This is a genomic window from Flavivirga rizhaonensis (genome assembly GCF_004791695.1).
Taxonomy (GTDB): domain Bacteria; phylum Bacteroidota; class Bacteroidia; order Flavobacteriales; family Flavobacteriaceae; genus Flavivirga; species Flavivirga rizhaonensis.
Map to the genome: position 1 here is coordinate 41,858 of NZ_SRSO01000007.1, position 17,554 is coordinate 59,411.

Annotated in this window: 18 protein-coding genes; 3 read left to right on the forward strand and 15 right to left on the reverse strand. The window is 35.5% G+C overall.

Features of this window, described 5'->3' with window-relative positions:
* Positions 1–50: 50 nt before the first annotated feature.
* Genes EM932_RS06585 through EM932_RS06610 form a run of 6 tightly spaced genes read right to left on the reverse strand, consistent with a single transcriptional unit; the run spans position 51 to position 6,287 of the window.
* Positions 51–851 carry a DUF4138 domain-containing protein gene (locus EM932_RS06585; RefSeq protein WP_135876390.1) on the reverse strand — a complete coding sequence of 267 codons (801 nt, stop codon included), beginning with the start codon at positions 849–851 and terminating at the stop codon, positions 51–53.
* Positions 848–1,804 carry a conjugative transposon protein TraM gene (traM, locus tag EM932_RS06590; RefSeq protein WP_317129358.1) on the reverse strand — a complete coding sequence of 319 codons (957 nt, stop codon included), beginning with the start codon at positions 1,802–1,804 and terminating at the stop codon, positions 848–850. The genes EM932_RS06585 and traM overlap by 4 nt, the downstream gene beginning before the upstream one ends.
* On the reverse strand, positions 1,791–2,405 hold the full coding sequence (locus tag EM932_RS06595) for a conjugal transfer protein TraK (RefSeq protein ID WP_135876391.1): 615 nt from the start codon (positions 2,403–2,405) through the stop codon (positions 1,791–1,793). The genes traM and EM932_RS06595 overlap by 14 nt, the downstream gene beginning before the upstream one ends.
* A gap of 19 nt (positions 2,406–2,424) precedes the next feature.
* A complete protein-coding gene (locus EM932_RS06600; RefSeq protein ID WP_135876392.1) occupies positions 2,425–3,264 on the reverse strand; it encodes a hypothetical protein in 840 nt (279 codons plus the stop codon).
* Positions 3,264–3,845 carry a conjugal transfer protein gene (locus tag EM932_RS06605; RefSeq protein ID WP_135876393.1) on the reverse strand — a complete coding sequence of 194 codons (582 nt, stop codon included), beginning with the start codon at positions 3,843–3,845 and terminating at the stop codon, positions 3,264–3,266. Before EM932_RS06605 ends, EM932_RS06600 begins: the two co-directional genes overlap by 1 nt.
* A gap of 36 nt (positions 3,846–3,881) precedes the next feature.
* Positions 3,882–6,287 (reverse strand): TraG family conjugative transposon ATPase, encoded by a 2,406-nt coding sequence (locus EM932_RS06610; protein WP_135876394.1) that lies wholly within the window; start codon positions 6,285–6,287, stop codon positions 3,882–3,884.
* A gap of 131 nt (positions 6,288–6,418) precedes the next feature.
* On the opposite strand from EM932_RS06610, the gene EM932_RS21310 reads away from it, so the two are divergent.
* A complete protein-coding gene (locus EM932_RS21310) occupies positions 6,419–6,541 on the forward strand; it encodes a hypothetical protein (RefSeq protein ID WP_262709943.1) in 123 nt (40 codons plus the stop codon).
* 53 nt (positions 6,542–6,594) lie between these two features.
* Here EM932_RS21310 and EM932_RS06620 read toward each other — a convergent pair whose 3' ends face one another.
* The gene (locus tag EM932_RS06620) at positions 6,595–6,882 is read right to left on the reverse strand and encodes a hypothetical protein (protein ID WP_135876396.1); all 288 of its coding nucleotides are present in this window, start codon (positions 6,880–6,882) and stop codon (positions 6,595–6,597) included.
* Positions 6,883–7,048: 166 nt separating this feature from the next.
* Here EM932_RS06620 and EM932_RS06625 point away from each other — a divergent pair, with 166 nt between their 5' ends.
* Positions 7,049–7,711 (forward strand): N-acetylmuramoyl-L-alanine amidase family protein, encoded by a 663-nt coding sequence (locus EM932_RS06625; protein WP_135876397.1) that lies wholly within the window; start codon positions 7,049–7,051, stop codon positions 7,709–7,711.
* A gap of 128 nt (positions 7,712–7,839) precedes the next feature.
* Here the strand turns inward: EM932_RS06625 and EM932_RS06630 are convergent, their stop codons facing one another.
* The 6 genes from EM932_RS06630 to EM932_RS06655 are packed head-to-tail and all read right to left on the reverse strand — an operon-like array spanning position 7,840 to position 15,553.
* Positions 7,840–9,300 (reverse strand): type I restriction-modification system subunit M, encoded by a 1,461-nt coding sequence (locus tag EM932_RS06630; RefSeq protein WP_135876398.1) that lies wholly within the window; start codon positions 9,298–9,300, stop codon positions 7,840–7,842.
* Between the two features lie 4 nt (positions 9,301–9,304).
* The gene (locus EM932_RS06635) at positions 9,305–11,119 is read right to left on the reverse strand and encodes a hypothetical protein (protein ID WP_135876399.1); all 1,815 of its coding nucleotides are present in this window, start codon (positions 11,117–11,119) and stop codon (positions 9,305–9,307) included.
* Positions 11,120–11,123: 4 nt separating this feature from the next.
* A complete protein-coding gene (locus EM932_RS06640; protein WP_135876400.1) occupies positions 11,124–12,005 on the reverse strand; it encodes a hypothetical protein in 882 nt (293 codons plus the stop codon).
* Positions 12,002–13,603, reverse strand: coding sequence for an ATP-binding protein (locus tag EM932_RS06645; RefSeq protein WP_135876401.1), 1,602 nt, complete (start codon positions 13,601–13,603; stop codon positions 12,002–12,004). Before EM932_RS06645 ends, EM932_RS06640 begins: the two co-directional genes overlap by 4 nt.
* Positions 13,600–15,345: a restriction endonuclease subunit S gene (locus EM932_RS06650; protein ID WP_135876402.1), complete on the reverse strand. Its 1,746-nt coding sequence runs from the start codon at positions 15,343–15,345 to the stop codon at positions 13,600–13,602. Before EM932_RS06650 ends, EM932_RS06645 begins: the two co-directional genes overlap by 4 nt.
* A gap of 13 nt (positions 15,346–15,358) precedes the next feature.
* On the reverse strand, positions 15,359–15,553 hold the full coding sequence (locus EM932_RS06655) for a helix-turn-helix transcriptional regulator (RefSeq protein WP_135876403.1): 195 nt from the start codon (positions 15,551–15,553) through the stop codon (positions 15,359–15,361).
* Between the two features lie 221 nt (positions 15,554–15,774).
* Between EM932_RS06655 and EM932_RS06660 the strand changes: the two genes are divergently transcribed.
* On the forward strand, positions 15,775–16,200 hold the full coding sequence (locus tag EM932_RS06660) for an exodeoxyribonuclease X C-terminal domain-containing protein (RefSeq protein WP_135876404.1): 426 nt from the start codon (positions 15,775–15,777) through the stop codon (positions 16,198–16,200).
* A gap of 2 nt (positions 16,201–16,202) precedes the next feature.
* On the opposite strand, the gene EM932_RS06665 is transcribed toward EM932_RS06660, so the two are convergent.
* On the reverse strand, positions 16,203–16,865 hold the full coding sequence (locus tag EM932_RS06665) for an ATPase (RefSeq protein ID WP_135876405.1): 663 nt from the start codon (positions 16,863–16,865) through the stop codon (positions 16,203–16,205).
* Positions 16,862–17,548, reverse strand: a complete 687-nt coding sequence (locus tag EM932_RS06670; protein WP_211344262.1) for a hypothetical protein — start codon at positions 17,546–17,548, stop codon at positions 16,862–16,864. The genes EM932_RS06665 and EM932_RS06670 overlap by 4 nt, the downstream gene beginning before the upstream one ends.
* Between the last annotated feature and the right edge of the window lie 6 nt (positions 17,549–17,554).

The window sequence follows — 17,554 nt, forward strand, 5'->3', positions numbered from 1 at the left end:
CTGTAACAAATATACTTTTATTATCACAAAATAAGATAACAGAAATCGCTTTAAAGCATAGTCTCCAAAATCACTTTTCTGCTCCCTTTTAGTTCCTTCAACTCCAACATCAACTTTTCATTATCTCCTAAAACAAACTTAGGAAGCACATAAATAAAGCGTTGGGATTGCCCATTTATAATGACATCAGGCATTTTATGTTTGTATATAACCTCCTGCAACAAGCGTTGATAAGAAGCTTTCCGTTTCTTGTTTCCGTTGGTTCTATACACGTTGAGATAGTCTATTTCAAAATTGATTCCGGACTTGTTTTTGACTTCTATGACCAGATAAACTTCTGAAGTATCATAGGCCATTTTTTGCAGTTGCAATTTGATACCATTTTTACATTTAGTGGCGATAAGTTTGAAACTTGATTTTAGCAAATACGCACTGGCTCTTTGAATATATGGTTTTCTGTTTTCATAGGAATCAGGAATTGTCTTTTTTTCTTCTACTGATTTTATAGTGGGTCTTTCGTTCCCGATACATTCATTTTCATTGATAAAATAGTTCAGTTCTGGAAGATGGTTAGAATACTTCAAAATATAGGAATATACCTTGCCATCATTAGTAACAGTTAGTAAGTTGCTTTCCGTTCCTGGCTTTGCCTGTAACAATCCAAAGTACTGCTCTTTTTCACGATTGTAAGTAAATACAAAGTGGGAAGCTCCAGTGATGCCTTGACGTATCGGGTTGGGAAAAAATAAGGCCACGTTTTTCTGGTCATTGGCATAAATGGTGTCAAGGGGTTGCTGTGCTACTATTGACATCGAACAAGTCAATAGTATTAATGTGAAATATGTTTTCATTGGTATTTGATTTTAGGAATTTTCAATATGAGTTTGTAATTATCGGTTATCGTAACCTTTACATTTCTTTGGTTGCGTTGGAAAATCCTTTTGAAACCGCTTACCTGTGGTACGCCGGCAATATTTATATCTTCTACCATATCACCAACGATTTCATTAGTGACTTCCGCCCGAAAACTGTTTTCCACGTAAATGCCTTCGCTGCCATCCTGAAAATCATAAGCTGTCAGTTTAACTGGACGATGGTCAATATTTTCAATGGCAATTATTGTCCGGTTGGGCTTAAAACTGACAAATCCGTAGATAGATGTGTTCTTAGAATAGTGCTGTCCATAGACATTAGCATCCTTTAGCAATCGCATCTGTATACGGTGATTATTCTTCACGGTTTGGCTTCCATCCACACGCACATAAATGAAATCATCTGTGTTTTTTGAATTCAAATCTTCATTCTCAATGGGATGTGAAGCAAAAAAGAGTTGATGTTCTAAGGCTCGTTCCTTAGTTGCAACATCCGTTTCCTTTTCTTTAATAGCGGTCGTTGTATCTTTTGTAACCGCTTTAGCTGACTTTGAAGGCCTGTATCTTGGATTGATATTTTCATATGTTTTCTCGGAATAACGGATTTGTCCTTGTTGGTAGATGCTATCTACCATCCGCATTTTTTTCTTGTCCAATAAATCTGGGTCATATACGCCTGTGGAGTCCAACAGGCGTTCATCATAAATACTTGGAGCATTGGTTTCCCTGACTTCCTTTAAATCATTTAGTGCATCCAATTTGGATTCGTATTCCTTTTGGTCGTCCTCCAGTTCCGGTACAGGAATCTGGTTGTTCTCAATTGTTGGTTTTTCGTCTTCGCCCAATACCAACATTGCATAACCACCTATAAAAAGGAGTATGCAAAGCAGTACAATGGAAAAGACTATTTTGTTTTTTTCAATTTTCATCATTGATTTTCTTTAAAGTGTTTTCAAAAAAGTTGGTAATCAAAAGACCGTGGGTATTCTTTGGAAAGTTTCTATCAACCTTTATAAGATTGCCTGTTGTCTTTAACTCATAAGTGTCGGTTACCGACCCTCGGTTGATTTCAAAAATGGTTTTCGTTTCAAACCTATAAGGTTCATTTTGTATATCGACTTTTGATTCCATACCCAATACTTTCTGAACCAGAGAGTATTGTAACAAACGGTTGTAGACCCCATCGGCCTTTTTCTGACGGTACAGGGCATCAACGGAACTATTGCCCAACCACAGAGCCTTTTCTAAGTTCTTCTCGTAATTGCTGGCATCGATGTTATAGAAATAGGTGTGAAAAAGTTCCAGGTGTGCCAATGCTTCTACTTTTAAATTTTCTTGCTGGGAAACTAATTTCAAAGGAATAACGCTTCCGTCGGTATTGACAACAAAAGCATTGTTTACTGTTTCCTTATGTAGTTTTATGACCATAATCACAGAAATAGTACACGTTAAAACTGCTCCGATAATGACTGCTAATACGATAAATCGATTTAGTTTCAGAACATTGTAAATATTTCTATAAGGTGTTTTCATTTAATTGATTCTTGATTTATTATCCTGCAAAGAGCCTGAAGGTGAAAGAGGTTGCCCTACTATATAATTTGAACTTTAGGAATACGATAAATCCAATTGACCCTAATTGTAGAAGTGGTGCAAAAAAATTGCTACCCCAATCTGTTCCAAACAGGTCGCTCCAAAAATTAGTATTGATTTCTGTATAGAGGTTATTGACGAACACATTGACCAGAAAGAAGGCGGGTACCAGCATATAGACCCCTGCGTAGAGCTTAAAGAAATTGTAAGCCATTGACCTGAACTTTTCAAAAACGGCCAGACTAATGACCAAAGGAAAAAAGGCCTGCATAATGCCCAATAAAAAGTAGCGTTCCGCTAAGAATAAGGGATAGATAAATAAATCCAACAACCACAGAAATACACCGATGATGAAGGATAATATCTTTAGTCCGTATAATGGAGTGACCAAAGCTTCATAGAGCAATGCCCAAGCTTTTTTGGCGGCATCCCAAGCACCCACATCCTGTTCTATGTCAATGTCTTGCATCTGTAACGGGAGGAGTGCGGGTGCCGTGTCCCGGTATTGGGTCTCGATGGCCACCAAAATGGAATCGAAAACACCCAATACTTGTGTAGAGAAAATGACCAATATAACTATGGCAAAGTTTTTAGCGAGTTCAGTGGGGGTCAATCCCCAGGTATAACCCTCGTTATTGGCCACGCCTTCGTTGTATTTTTTTAGGATGTTTACAAGAAAGAACAATACCGCAAGAGCTTTCATTCCCCCAATGGTATATTGGGAGAAGTCACTGTTTTTAATCGTTTGAAAAACAGTGTCCACATATTCCAGTCCTATGCCTAAAAAAATCCCTGCCATTAGTAATTGGTCTCCCTGTTATTGATTTTGTGCTGCATTTCACGAAAGGCAATAATCTCACGATAACGTCTGGTCTTTGCCTCGATTTCCGATACCATTTCTTTAGATTGTAATTCTTGCTCCTTAAGCACTTCTGCGCGTTCTGCATCCGTCATTTTCAAATTATCGCTGGACAATATTTGGTCTATGTATTCCATACCTGCGATAGAATTCTCAAGGATGGCATCAAAGGAATCTGAAATGCGGGTAACTTCATCTGGCTTGATAAAAGGTGAATTCAAAATTTGCCTTAAATCACTTTGCACAACTTCATACAGGCGTTGATTGTTTCTTGCTAGTTCCCTGACTGCTTTTAGTTGTTTAATAACATTATTGACCTTATCGATGTTCTCTTTTTGCTGTTTCAAGAATTTGACGGTCTGCATTAGGTTACTGGTCTGTTTGGCGGATTCGACCAAGGATTTCATAAAAGAGATAAAGTTTGTGTTATCATACACGGGCATCCCCTGGCAGGCAGCGCCTGCAGGCATTAATAAAGCCAAGGTCAATGCTATACCTAAGATTTTGATTTTGCGTTTCATTTTTTTAAAGTTTTAAATGTTAATACTAAATGCAGTCTATGACTGCTTAATAAATATTTTGATGGCTTCCTCCATATTGTTTGTTTTGTCATAAATGGCCATTATAGCTTCGCTTTCACGTCCATCGGTCAGATAAGCTGCAAAGACCTCTGGGGGTACTTCCAATCGGAAAATGTTGCTTTCTTTTCCGATTTTGATGAACATCTCGGTATATTTTCGTGTTCCAGTAAGGTTGTTACGGATGGATTTTAACTGGTTTAAATCGTGACTGGAAAGGTTCAATCTACTTTTCAATTCTGCATAGCCTTTTTCATTTCGTAGGCTGTAAATGACCTGTGTATTTTCAAGAATACTGGCCGAAGTGGAATTATTGGGCAGTTGGTTGATGGATTGTAAAATGATGCCTATCGCTCCGTTCTGTTTTCTAATGGCCTGGTAATAGAATTCCACACTTTCCAGTACATTTCCGAATTTAAGCTGTTTGGCAAACTCATCGAATAGGATAATTCCCCTTTCAGCTTTGTTACGCCAGATTGTTCTTTGGATTGCCGACTTGATGAGCTTCAACATTACTGATAGCATTTCCTTGTTGTCCTTGACTTCATCAAGCTCAAAAACAATTAGCCTTTTGTCCTCGATTTTATAGGTTTGGTCTTCACTTACGTTGAATAGGAAACTGTACAGACCATCATCCACATATTCAGAGAGAATATGCAAAAAATCATAGAGGTTGAAATGCTGCTCTTGTATGTGAAGCTCTTTTAAAAGTGTATCTTTTTCAGCATCGACAAACTGATATAAACTGACCAGTGAATGCGTACCATCAACATTCTGCTGATAGTAGTACCGAAGCACTTTTTTGATGGCTACTTCTTCGGCTTTGGTCGTTTCTTTTCCGGATGCGAGCAGTTCTAGTATGAAAATACCCAAATCTTCCAACCGCTCCGGTGTCAAATCATCTGCATTGGAAATATAGAAAGGGTTGATACCCAAATTCTTCCCTTGTTCATAGCGTAGAATGATATGGTCGTTGGGATAGAGTTTGGCAAATTTGGCATACGAGCCACCCAAATCAATGACGACCAATCGTACACCACTTTCAAAATATTGGCGTAGAATGTTGTTTGCTAAAAACGATTTCCCTTCGCCAGTAGGTGCAAAAATGGCAAAGTTCCGAGCCTTGATGCGTTTCTTTTTTTCGTCCCAAACATCCTTCAAAACAGGAATGTTATGTTGCCTGTCATTAAAGATGATGCCCGTTGTATCCGATTTATAATTGCTGTTATTGATGAACAGGCATAGGGCGTGCTTTAAATCGGTTACGTATAAATCCTCGTTAGAAAAATTGGAAGTAAAGCAACAGTAACTGTTCAAAAAATAATGCTTCCGTTCTTCGCCTTTCGGATAGTAGGGAACAATATCCAGTTCTTTGAATTCGGTTTTTATTTTGGAAGCGATTCGTTCAAGTTCTTGGCCATCTTTGCTCCAAAAGATGATATTAATATGCCCCCGAATAATCCGTGAACTGTCGTCCTCATTAATTTTGGCAACAATTTCTTCAATCTTCTTTAAGATGACTTTGTTCTGTGTCCCGAAATTGGAACTCTTTTTAAGTTCCTCGATTTTCTTATCGAGCAGCTTTCGCCATTTATGCTTATCATCCAAATAGATGATTTGGTTGACAATATGGTTTTCATTAAGGTTGAGCCCCAATCCGTCAATAAATCCCTGATGGAACACAAAATCGTCCGAAGTGAATTTATCATTGGTCTTACTGCTTTGTACTACATCGCCAAAACAAAGCTCACTATTGATGGCCAGCACGTCAAAATGATTTTCCCCGATTTCAATGTTCGATTTTTTCAATTGGATATCGGTATCGAAACCTTCGTTAAAACCATTAAAATATGTATCCGTAAGCGTGAGGATATCAGAAGGAGCCAATGGCATCAACGACACCTTTCGGCTGTTATTGACAAAGGAAACGGCATCGTTTACTGAGGCAATAAATTCCAGTACATTATGGTCCATTTTCTTATGGATGCCCTTTTCAACCTTACGAAACGGATTAGTATACTTAGAGGCATTCAATGCCTTGTTATGTGGAAGGATAAAGAATAGGTAAGAAGAGTGTTTGATGTATTCCCGTCCTTTAAAATAATCGTGTGTGGCACGTTGCAAAAAACTTGTATTCGGCAATTCTTCAGCTAAGTATGCCGCCTTCCGATAAATGTCCTGTTTATGGATGACTGTACCGACAGGCAGTGATTTAAAAGCCTGAAACCACGAACCGTGAATATCCTCAAAATCTTTTTCCGCTAGTGAATAGATTTCAGGATTGTCCGCAGCATAACATATTACTACATTACCATTATTAGCAAAAACATTATGTTCTTGGATGTCCAAAATAGGATGATATGCCGATAGGTTAATCTTCTTCATAATACAAGCGACTTCCTTTTTTATTACTGATAGTTTGTGGGAATACCTTATTGATGTGCATTAAGGCTGGATTCTTGGTAATGTGGGTCAAGACGATATACAGTCCCCCGTTCAATAAAAATGTGGAAACGATGACAGCAAAGCTGAACGAAAAAATGATGAACAATAATGAACCTATGACTACGGTCATCATCAAAGCGAACAATGATATGGGCAAGCCCATTATCACAGCTCGCTTACGTATGTTTTTATAGACTTCGAACTTTTTCATAAGCATCATTTGTTGTTTAAAATGCCTCTTAGGGGCTCAGACTACGATGCTAATGAGATAGGTAAAGATGCCTACCACAGCTCCGGCTATCAAAACAAAGACCAATACTCGTGTGATGCCCTTTTTCAGGTCTGCGTTTTCACCAAAGAAATGTCCTGCATTAAAGAGGAAGCCTATTAAAAAGATGACCCCAAGAATGATTGGAAAAATGGCACGAATGGTATCCGAAACATCGTTTACGGAATCTTCGATACCTCCAATTTGTGCAAAAGTTGAACTTGAAATAAGCAATGATAAGATGGTTACATAATGTGATTTTTTCATACCCAAAAAGATTAAGATTTTACATCAATTTTGATATTTGAAAAATACTGTATATTGTAATTCAAATAACTGATAATCAGTTATTTGTGAATAAAATAAATTTTGAAATCAATTGTTTTTATTTGGTGTGAATTGGCATCAAATTGTATGAAAATTTGAGATACCTATGTTGATAACTGCAAAATCTTGGAGGTGGGCACCGCTCAAAAACGTCAGTTTTGCGATTTTGATGCTACAAATCTGTGTGATTTTTGGTCAGCAAAAAGTGATTGTTATCGACCCTGGACACGGTGGAAAAGATACTGGTGCAATTGGTAAAAACGGAATCAAGGAAAAGGAAGTTGTTTTAAAAGTGGCCCACCAAATTTTGTTTTTGAATAATGCGCTGTTTGATAATAGAAGTGATATATACCTGAGCCGATATGGTGATACTTTGATTTCATTAAAAGATAGAAACCGATTGGCTAATACCCTAAAAGCCGACCTATTTATATCGTTGCATTGCAACGCTTCTACCACTTCTTCAAAGGGAATGGATGTTTACATACATAATGCCACTAACGCTGACCAGATGGATATTAAAAAATCCATTGTACTCGGATTATCCATTTTGGAAGAAAGCACCCTGAAATTGGGATTTAAAAAATGGAGGATTCAATTTGCCAATTTTCAAGTGCTGCGGGAGAATATCAAATTTCGTCCGGCAATACTTATTGAAATAGGCTTTGTTACCAACGCCGATGAGGCGGATTATTTTTTAAAGCCTAAAAATATTAGGGCAATGGCATTAGCCATTTTAATGGGATTGTATAACTATTTAGATAATTGATTATGAAAGAATTTTTTCAACAAACCGTAAAAGTTCTGAAGGAGATTACTTTGGCTGTTCTAAAAGACTTTATTAGATATATCAAATTTTTTAAAGAAATTTAAAACGTTTATTAAGTTTAAACATGGCTAATCATCAATTTTCAATGCAACCGCTTTAAAGCTTTCTAAAGCACCTTCAATATTTTCGATAATCTCTTGAGCCAATACATTTGGCTCTGGTAGATTTTCTAAATCAATCATGTTCTCATTACGTAACCAAGAAACATCCAAGCTAGTTTTATCTCTTGCTAAAATTTCATTATAAGAGTACTTTTTCCAACGACCTTCTTGATTTTCTTCAGACCAAGTTTCTTCTCTTTTCGTGCGATTATCAGGTTTATATAGTTCTATGAATTTTTTAAGGTCATCATACTTTAAAGGATTTTTTTTAGGAGTATGGCTAATATTAGTTCTATAATCATAATACCATATTTCCTTGGTTGCAGGAGTTTTTACTTTGTCTCTTTTGTCAAAAAATAAAACATTCGCCTTAACTCCTTGAGCATAAAAGATTCCTGTTGGCAATCTTAGAACTGTGTGTAATTCTGTTTCTTCCATTAATCTCTTACGAATAACTTCTCCTGCCCCTCCTTCGAATAAAACATTGTCGGGCAAAACTACCGCTGCACGTCCATTAGTATTTAGCATAGCCACAATGTGTTGTAAAAATGCTAGTTGTTTATTACTTGTAGTTACCCAGAAATCTTTTCTCAAAAAATAACCTTCTTTTTTTGATTGCTCTACATCCACAGTTGGAATATCACTACTGCTAACACCAAAGGGAGGATTTGCCAAAACAACATCTACTTTTTCTTCATCATTAATTTCTCCTTCATCCCCTTGTTTTAAGCTATCTGTAACTTCTATCTCTGGAGTTTCTTTTAAGTCTCCTACACCGTGAAGAAATAGATTCATAAGGCAAAGACGAGCGGTGGATTTCTCAATTTCCCAACCATGAAACGTTTCGAATTTTAAAAACTTCGCTTCTTTAGAGCTTAATTTTTGTTTGTTTAAATACTCTAAAGCTCCTAAAAAGAAGCCTCCTGTACCGCAAGAAGGATCAGCAATTGTCTCCAAAGGAGTAGGTTTTACACAATCAACCATAGCTGAAATAACTGAACGTGGAGTAAAATATTGACCAGCACCACTATTTTCGGCATTTTTCTGAAGAAGGGACTCATAGATTTCTCCTTTTATATCAACATCTTGTGATGTCCAGTTTTCCCCATCGATAAGATTAATTAACCGTTTTAATTTAACGGAATCGTGTATTTTATTTTGAGCTCCAGCGAATATCTTACTGAGCATTCCTCCTGAAGTTGATAGGTTTTTTAAAAGTGCCTCATAATCCTCAATTATTTGAGTGCTACTTAAAATTGATTGCCAATCACATCCTTTTGGCAAACTATACTCACTCTTATTTTCGTCAGCCATTTTAAGAAACAATAGATACGTCAATTGTTCTAAATAATCTCCATAACCCAATCCATCGTCTCTGAGAGTATCACAGAATGACCATATTTTCGCTACTAAATTGTTTGTTGCCATAAGTTTATATTTCTGATATTATTTCCCCTTTTTCTGTGTCAAAATGAATATATGAAAAGGGTATATTTATAAATTTCTTAATATGGTTAAAGTATGTTATAAGTTCCTCAGACGGAGAAACATGAGATACTAGAACTACTTTTTCTGCCTCCTTAACGTTAGGATAAAGACAATACTCTAATAACTGCCCTACACCTTCCCTAATGGAAGAACGTAGGTTGTTGTATGTTTTTATTTCATAAAAAATATAACCACCATCCTTAGTTCTCTGTGTTATGTCTATTCGAGAAGCTCCTGATGCTCTACATTCTCGTTTAACGAACGATTTTCCATACTTATGTTGAAGGTATTTAAGGAATTTTTTTTGAAGAACGTTGTGTTTGAATATAAGCTCAATTTCGTTCTTAGTACCTTTTCGTGTTCCATTAGTATCTAAATCTGCATCTTCACTTCCAGTATCATCAAATGAAAAACCTGTTTTTATTTGTTTTTCATATTTCTGTTGAATTGTTATAGGTATATCCATTAAGGTATACCGGCTTGAAGGAACATCCTTTGGGTCCAAAACGGGAGTCAACAGATTTGGAACTTGATTTATTTGTAAAGCGTCAAACCTGATATTAAAGAGTTGCGAAGAGTCTTCTTTTACCCACTCATCCAATTGTTGAGAGTTCAAACTAAGGTTATAAAGGTCTTGTTTCATCTCATCGAACCAACCTTCTCTTTTGTAATGCCTTAACACTTCATCTGCTTGATTTTTATTAATAACTTCAACATCTTTTAAGGTTGTAACCCAATAATTCTTCCCTGATTTACCATCACGGCTATAAAGGGAAATATCAAAAATTTTACCCTCATATTTTGATCTGAATTTATGTATAGGTTCCAAAAAAGCGTATTTAAAGCCATTGATAATTTTATCTCCATCGAAAATCCACTCTTCATGTCCAAAACCATTCTCCTTTTCAAAACTTGGGTTAATAGATTTTCCCAACAAACCTGACGGCTTAACCCATTGATTTGTATTCCATGTAATTCTTGCTATTTTGGTCTCCTTAGAAAGGATTTTTTTTAGATGATTGTGATGTGGCAAATATCGTTGTACGTATTCGCGACTCTCGGACAATAATCGCTCCCAGTTGTAGTCATCTAGAGTATCGAATAAAATTTTTGGCCACTCCCAATCAATTAAATCCTTATACTCTTGAAGGAGTTTTATTTTATGTTCAGGGAGCGCTTTTGTAGTTTCAAAATAACCATCTAATTTGTAACTAATGAATTTCTCAGATCCATTAACTTCTACATTAAAAAAAACGTCCTTATCTACATCAGTATATATTCTTGGCCAGAAATAAGGTTTTATTCTAGCGACATGACCATTTAACCAATTTCCATCCTGCTTTAATTTAAAGTCATCGATTAAAAGTTGCTCAGCCCAATATTTAGCTTTTGCAATAACAGGATACAATTTTTGCCCATAATACTTATGTTTCGGGTTAGAAGTTCTATAATCAGTATTGACAATAGAGCTATAAAATTCTAGTTCTTGCTTGGTAAAAAAATTGTAACCCCCTTCATAATAAGTGAATTCAAAACCTAATTTTTTTATATAGTCGCGATTAGAATCATTAGATAAGAATTTAAGTTTATCGTTAGAAATTAGATTGTAAGCTGTTCTGAGCAAATGTTTAAAAGGGTACTCCTTCCCATCTATCAAAACATAATATTGGCTCCAGATACTATCTTTTGGAATACCCTGGTTATCTATAAGCTCAGAAGCCTTTTGAATATGATATGGTTTTATTTTTTTTAGTTCCACAATACTACAATGTTCTTACTAAATCTTTTAGCCACGGAAAACCGCTCAATTCTGAATAAACCATTAGACAAGCTTTTGCAGTACTAGTATATGCTCTCCGTTCCGAATCGACTAATTTTCTAATTTCTCTAAAACACTTCTTCATCATTAACTTCTTTTCAGCAGAAGTTTGTGAGTTGTCAATTGATTCTTTGGCATCTTTTAGCTGTTCAACGCAATCATCCCAAACAATTTTTCTTGCAGTATTTAGTTGGTCTAAATCAAGATGGTAATAAAATATAGATTGTTTAACCCTTTCAATATCGTCGCCATCATTTGTCGCAGGTACAGGAATACCTTTGTCAAAAGTTAATAAGCAAACATCAACAGGATTAGTTGGGTCCAATAAAATGGTTTCCTCACAAGCAATATTTTCTTCATCATTTGCTATTCTTCCTACATTAAGATCCAAAGGAAAATAATCGCCCTTTCCTTTTACATCGTCACAATCTCCCAAACGATCTCTTCTAAGCTTGTTAGCTAATGCTCCGGACAATCTATAGTTATCCCAATCATATGATAACCACCAATATCCATTTTCTTTATGAACAGTAGATTTACTTTTCGGATCGGTATAGTCAATTTTTTGTTTCGATTTATTTTTTGGCCTAAAATGGTCAACCTCCATATCGCCATTGCCTATAGGTGCTTCTGAGTACCAACATTTATTATGGGAGAGGCCTAGCATGGCAGGTTGTAACTGGTTCCAATCAGGATGCTCGGTAATATATTTTTTTCTGTCTGCTACGGATAATCCATCCATAGCTTTAAAATGGGCCTGTCTGATGGCACCCCAATTTAACTGTTCAACAGTATTTTCAATTTTACTAATATCTATATACCTCATTCTTCCGGTTCTTCTTTTAGGATTTCATCCAGAACTTCTTTTGCAATGCGATCGAGTTCTTCAGTCTCTTCTTTGGTATATTTCCTCTTTGTAAAAGCTTTATTTTCGCTTGTCAGACGCAAGAATTGATTATATCTACTATCTGCAGTATCTTCATTAAACCCAATTCTGTCAAAGTAATTTTTTAACCTTTCAAATTCATGTTTTTCTGTATCGCTAAGTTCACCTTGAATTAATTTAGCTTGAAGAAACCTCTTTTGATTTAAAAGATCTTCAAGCTTTTTACTCATTAGAGAAGGGATGCCAAATAATTCGCTAGTAAGTATTTTGGAAACACTCATCTCTCTTGGGCTTACATAAGGATTAAACGCCTCAGTTTTTCCATTATCATTCTTTTTAAATATCTGCACTTGATTCTTTTTCAGGTTACCAATCACAAGGGGGTCATGAGAGCAAAATATAATTTGAGTATTTTCCTTACGTTTAACAACTTTATCTAGATAATCCAGAAACTTCCATTTCCACATTGGATTAAGGTGAGTATCCGGCTCATCAAGTAGAATAAGGGATTCCTCATCCTTAGTAAATTTTAATAGTCCGAGAACAGTGAGAAACTGCTTTTCTCCTTCACTAAGCTCTGCCATTGCCAATTCTCCATTTACATTTTTTTTCCGAACTTTTATCCGGACATCATAAAGCAAATCAGAAATATAAATACTTTCCAAAGCGTTGAAAAGTTCTATTTTGTTTTTATATTTAATTTCAACTAAATCTTGAAAAGTAGCCCGATCCTTTAAAAACAGATAGAGATGGCTTTGCGTAATAGATTGCTTATAGGTTACATCAACTCTCGATTGATGTTCAATTGGAGCAAATGAAAAAAGTAAGAGATCATCTAAAAACCTCCTTACAAGACCTGTTGCTCCCCACAAATTAGATGCTGAACGATTTGATTTTCTACCTCTTGCCCAATCAGGCTCCTTTAACATAAATAAAGCAGAGCCAAAATCTTCTATATTCAATTCATCTCTAAGGAATTTTACGGTTTCTTCCTCTTGATCTTTGAACATGTAAAAAGCTATTAATGCAAAACTTGCATGTACATTTTGGGCAAGAAAAATTTTTCTTATCGTATCAAATTGTCCTCGTTTGGCAGATGGCTTTATTATCTCATCATAATATTTTCGCTGATGAGGAATGTATAATTCATTTAATCTATCACTTATGCCAGAATAATAGATAAAAACATGTTTTGGGAGGTAATGGTCTATATTTTTAGTGAATTCAAATCCAATAGATTCACCATTAACTTTAAACTTATACTTGTTATCTTCTAATGTAATTTCGATATTGTTACTGCGACACTCGTATTTGATATAATAGTTAAAGGGCTGAAGTTTGAAATGTGTTTTTTTTGACTTAGCATTATAAATCAAATCCAAATCGCGGAAAATTACTACTAAGGCCTCAAGGAAATTAGATTTACCTGTGGCATTGAGACCCAACAAGACTGTTTCCCATGCATTTTCATCAATATCAATTTTAAAATCTCTAAGATTTTTGAATTGAGTTTTTATGTGAACCTTGTCAATTCTCATGCTATGAGAGTTAAAAGTGCTTCTGTTCCTTTTTTTACTTCTTTGATGTTTTTCTGGATTTTCTTTAGTTCTGCATAAAACTCCTCGATATTATCTTTGTGCTTACTGGCTTGCCACACATTTACTGCTAGCATTGGCTCATCTGAAGATTTTAGAACATCCTCTATGCTTAGTTTTTTACTCATTGCTATATGTTTTTTAGGCTTTTTTTTCTTTTCTTCATTTTGTAATTGTATATATTCCCTCTTTTCCGATTTGATACGATTCAGAAATTCAATAGCGGTTTCATCGCTAGAGTTTTCGGACACTAATTTTCCTGCAAAAGCCTTTTTTAATATACTTTGTCGAAGAGCTTCTGATTGTTGGATGCTTAATTGGATTGTTCGCTCTAAATTGTTAATGATGAAAAAATTGGATTCCAATTCATTTACAATCACTTTTTGTTCTTCCCTTGTGCTTAAAGGAAATGGAAAATTTCTTATTTGCTCGAAGGTTAAGGCTTCTCTTGTTGCACCGGAATTTATCATTTGAATGATTCTTTGCGCTATGGGGGAATTAAGGTATTGGCATAAGTATTTATAATCTATCATATCCGTGAATGATCTAATAATACATACATGCTGGTTAACATTGCTTTCACCAAATCCTTGGGGTAAATATGTACATCGACCAATTGAAGCTCCAGTAATGTTCAGGAGAACATCTTTTTCCTTAAGTTGACTCCTTTCCATTTTTTCATGAGTTTTCCTATCAATGAATGTAAGACCATCTAAAACAAGTTTATTAGGATAAATATTCATGCTTCTTATAAGCGGGATGCCTTTATCTAAGTAAACATTTTTTCCTCCCTTAGGTGTTGAACCACTTCCGATATGCTTTTCAAATTCACCTACCTTTATCCATTTCCATTGTGATGGTAAATCAGTAAGATTTTCATGGTTATCTATTTCAGATTGAATTCTAAGTACTTTTGGCTTCTTTGGTTTCTTTCCGGTCCCTCTAATTTTTTTCCAATTATCTAGTGCTCTATTCCACTCCCTGAGTTCCTGCTCATAACAATTTTTACGCTCTTTTTTAATAACTTTCAGAAGTTTATCTGCTTCATCGGGGCTATTATTTTTTCGCCATTGTTTACTTAGCTTACCTTCAAAGGCAATTTTCAATAATGTTTGGCGATACACTTTCAACTGGTTTTGAGCTAACTTTAAGCTCTCCTCTCCTTTATCCAAATCACTAAATAGCTCATCCACAAAAGATACAATACGCTTTTGTTCAGCAAGAGGGGGTAGAGGTATTTTTAGATTATTAAGTATTCTTTGGCTGATATTGCGTTGAGCTCCACCAACTCTTTTCTGCAATAGTTCCTCCTTTTTATGCAATAAATAGTAATACAAAAATCTATTGGGCATTCCAGCAAAACACATAATGGAAGCAACAGCTTGGTTGGTTGCAGCATTTATGCCCAGAAATGCTAATCGACCAACGGTTGCTCCATACAGAGCAATTAATAAAGTTCCTTTAGGAAATATTTTTGCGCTAGATTTTTTAAGAGCCTCTTCACTAATTACTTCTTCTGATTTTAAAATAACATTATAATTTAATTCTCCAGATTTTACCCACGGTATGTCTCCATTATAGAAAGAGCTATTTTTTCTGTTGGGTGTACCCCCACTAGATGTCAAACAGATATCATTCAATGTGACTTTAACCCAATTATTTGGAAATTTTAGTTCCTCATTCATTTATGCTAAGGATTCATGGTTTTGTACTTATAATTAAATCTTTAACGTCAACATCAAGTGTACTAGCTATGTCTTTCAAGGTTTCTAATCTAGGTTGTTGTCTGTTTTGGGCATAAGCATTAACCATGTTGTAACTTTTACCAATTTGAATAGACAACCACTTTTGACTTCTTCCTTGTTCTTCCAATACCTCTTTAATACGATTCATTGCCGTTCGATTTGAAAAATCGAAAGTTAATAAAATTCCAAATGATGTAATCGAAAAATGAGATAAATTATCACGGTTTGTTGAGTGCTATTGTAACTGTCTGTTTGTAACCTATCTTCTGTTTTTAACGTCAATAATATTTAAAAGTTACTGTTTCAAAAACTGTTTTTTTTTGTAAATTACATCTAATTAGAGCATTACAAACTCTAACACATATTAAGATGAAAGTATTAGCAATTTTTCTTTTAAACGTCTTTCAGAATATCATAGGGATGACCTTTGGTTGGTTATTTCGACCTAAAACCAAACGAAATTCATACCTAGGTTTATCTGATATTGACAAAGTAAAATACCTTGAAAAAAGAAGACAATACAAAGGCTATAAAAAACAATGGCTATATTATAGATGCAGGGAAGAAGGTCTATTGGATGCTTACCGTAAATTATTCAAAAATGAGTTAGACCAGCAAGATTCGGGAACAAAATTTAGCTTTGGTAAATATAAAGGTCAATTCGTTGAAGATGTTTGGGAATCTGATAGGGAATACATTAACTGGCTTTCTCGTCAAGAATGGTTGGCCGAGTATTTGGATGAAAACGATATGATTCACGAGTTGCTTCATTTGGAGGAAGAAAACCAAAATTAGATTCACGCTCTTTTATCTCTAGCTTTAGAATCAAATGCAACTAAATTAAAAAGTTGTCGCATCCGGGAACGGACACGATTGCCATAACGTTCCTCCAATTCCTTCGCATTAAGGTTGGTAGTAGCGTGTGTCAGGATGTTATGATTTAAAAACAAATCGTAACGGGAAAGCAGTATTTCTCCCAAGACGTTACAATCCTTTCCAAAGTGTCGTCCAGTTGGTTCTATGCCCAAATCATCAAAGCAATAAAATTTTTTATCACCATAATCCTCGATGATTTTGTAGCCAATGTTGTTAAAGGCAAAGGCAATGTTTCGAGAGGGGATGACCTCATAGTGTTTTTGGTGGGGTACAATATGACGCAGCAATTTCATCAAGCTTGTCTTGCCACACCCAACGGGACCAGAAAGTAAAATACCTTTATTGACGTCAATATTGAATTTTTTACAATTGGCTTTGTCCTTGATGTAGTAATTACAAAGTTTGAACAAAATTTCTCGGTCTTCCTCAAAAATCCTGAACTTCTTGCCGAATAGTAGCTTACCCTTGGCATTGAGATAAATCAGGATTTTATCAAAGTCATATGAGATTTGATTTCCTTGTAGTTTGCCCAATGCATATTGTACGCTTCCCTCAATGATGATATGTGGCTTATGAGTATTCATAAGGGCTCGTGGTAGTTTTTGTTAGTACTTGTCTTTAGGTTGTCCGTATTCTGGCTGACCGCGACCACTGTTTTTTCTTCTTTGAGCTCGTCCGCTTTTAACATCCAGTTGCGAGCTGTGGCATGCCAATCGACAATTTTTGTTTTGCCGCCTACTTTCCAACCGATGCCCTGGTAGTGATTGTAAAATTTTTTGGCCTCCAATTCTGGCCAATTTTCTTTTGAGAAAAAATCAACGACTTCACTTTCATTTTTTGGCTGGTCAAGTTTAGTATCGTTTGTATTGTTTTTTATAGTTTGTATAGGTTTGTTTATAGATACCACTGCTTGTTCATTGCTTGTACCGATATTGGTAGGGCTTGGGTACAGAACTTGTCCATCACTTGTCCCAAAATGGAACATCTTGATTTTACTGCCGTGAAATGGATTATGAGAAGGTGCATACAGCAAATATTTCCAATGGTGCAGCTCTTTGATGCAGCGATGGTAGGTAGTTTTTGAACCAATCTTGGAGAGCTGCATAACTTCATCTCGATTGATATAAAAATCGTTAGGAAAATGATAGTTATTCCACAACTGGAATAATGCCACATACAAACTGATATGAGTGGGGTTTAAACGACCGTCCTTTGAGAAATGCAAAAAGACAGCATTCAAGTGTTTGATGTAATTGATTTGTTCCAAAACCAA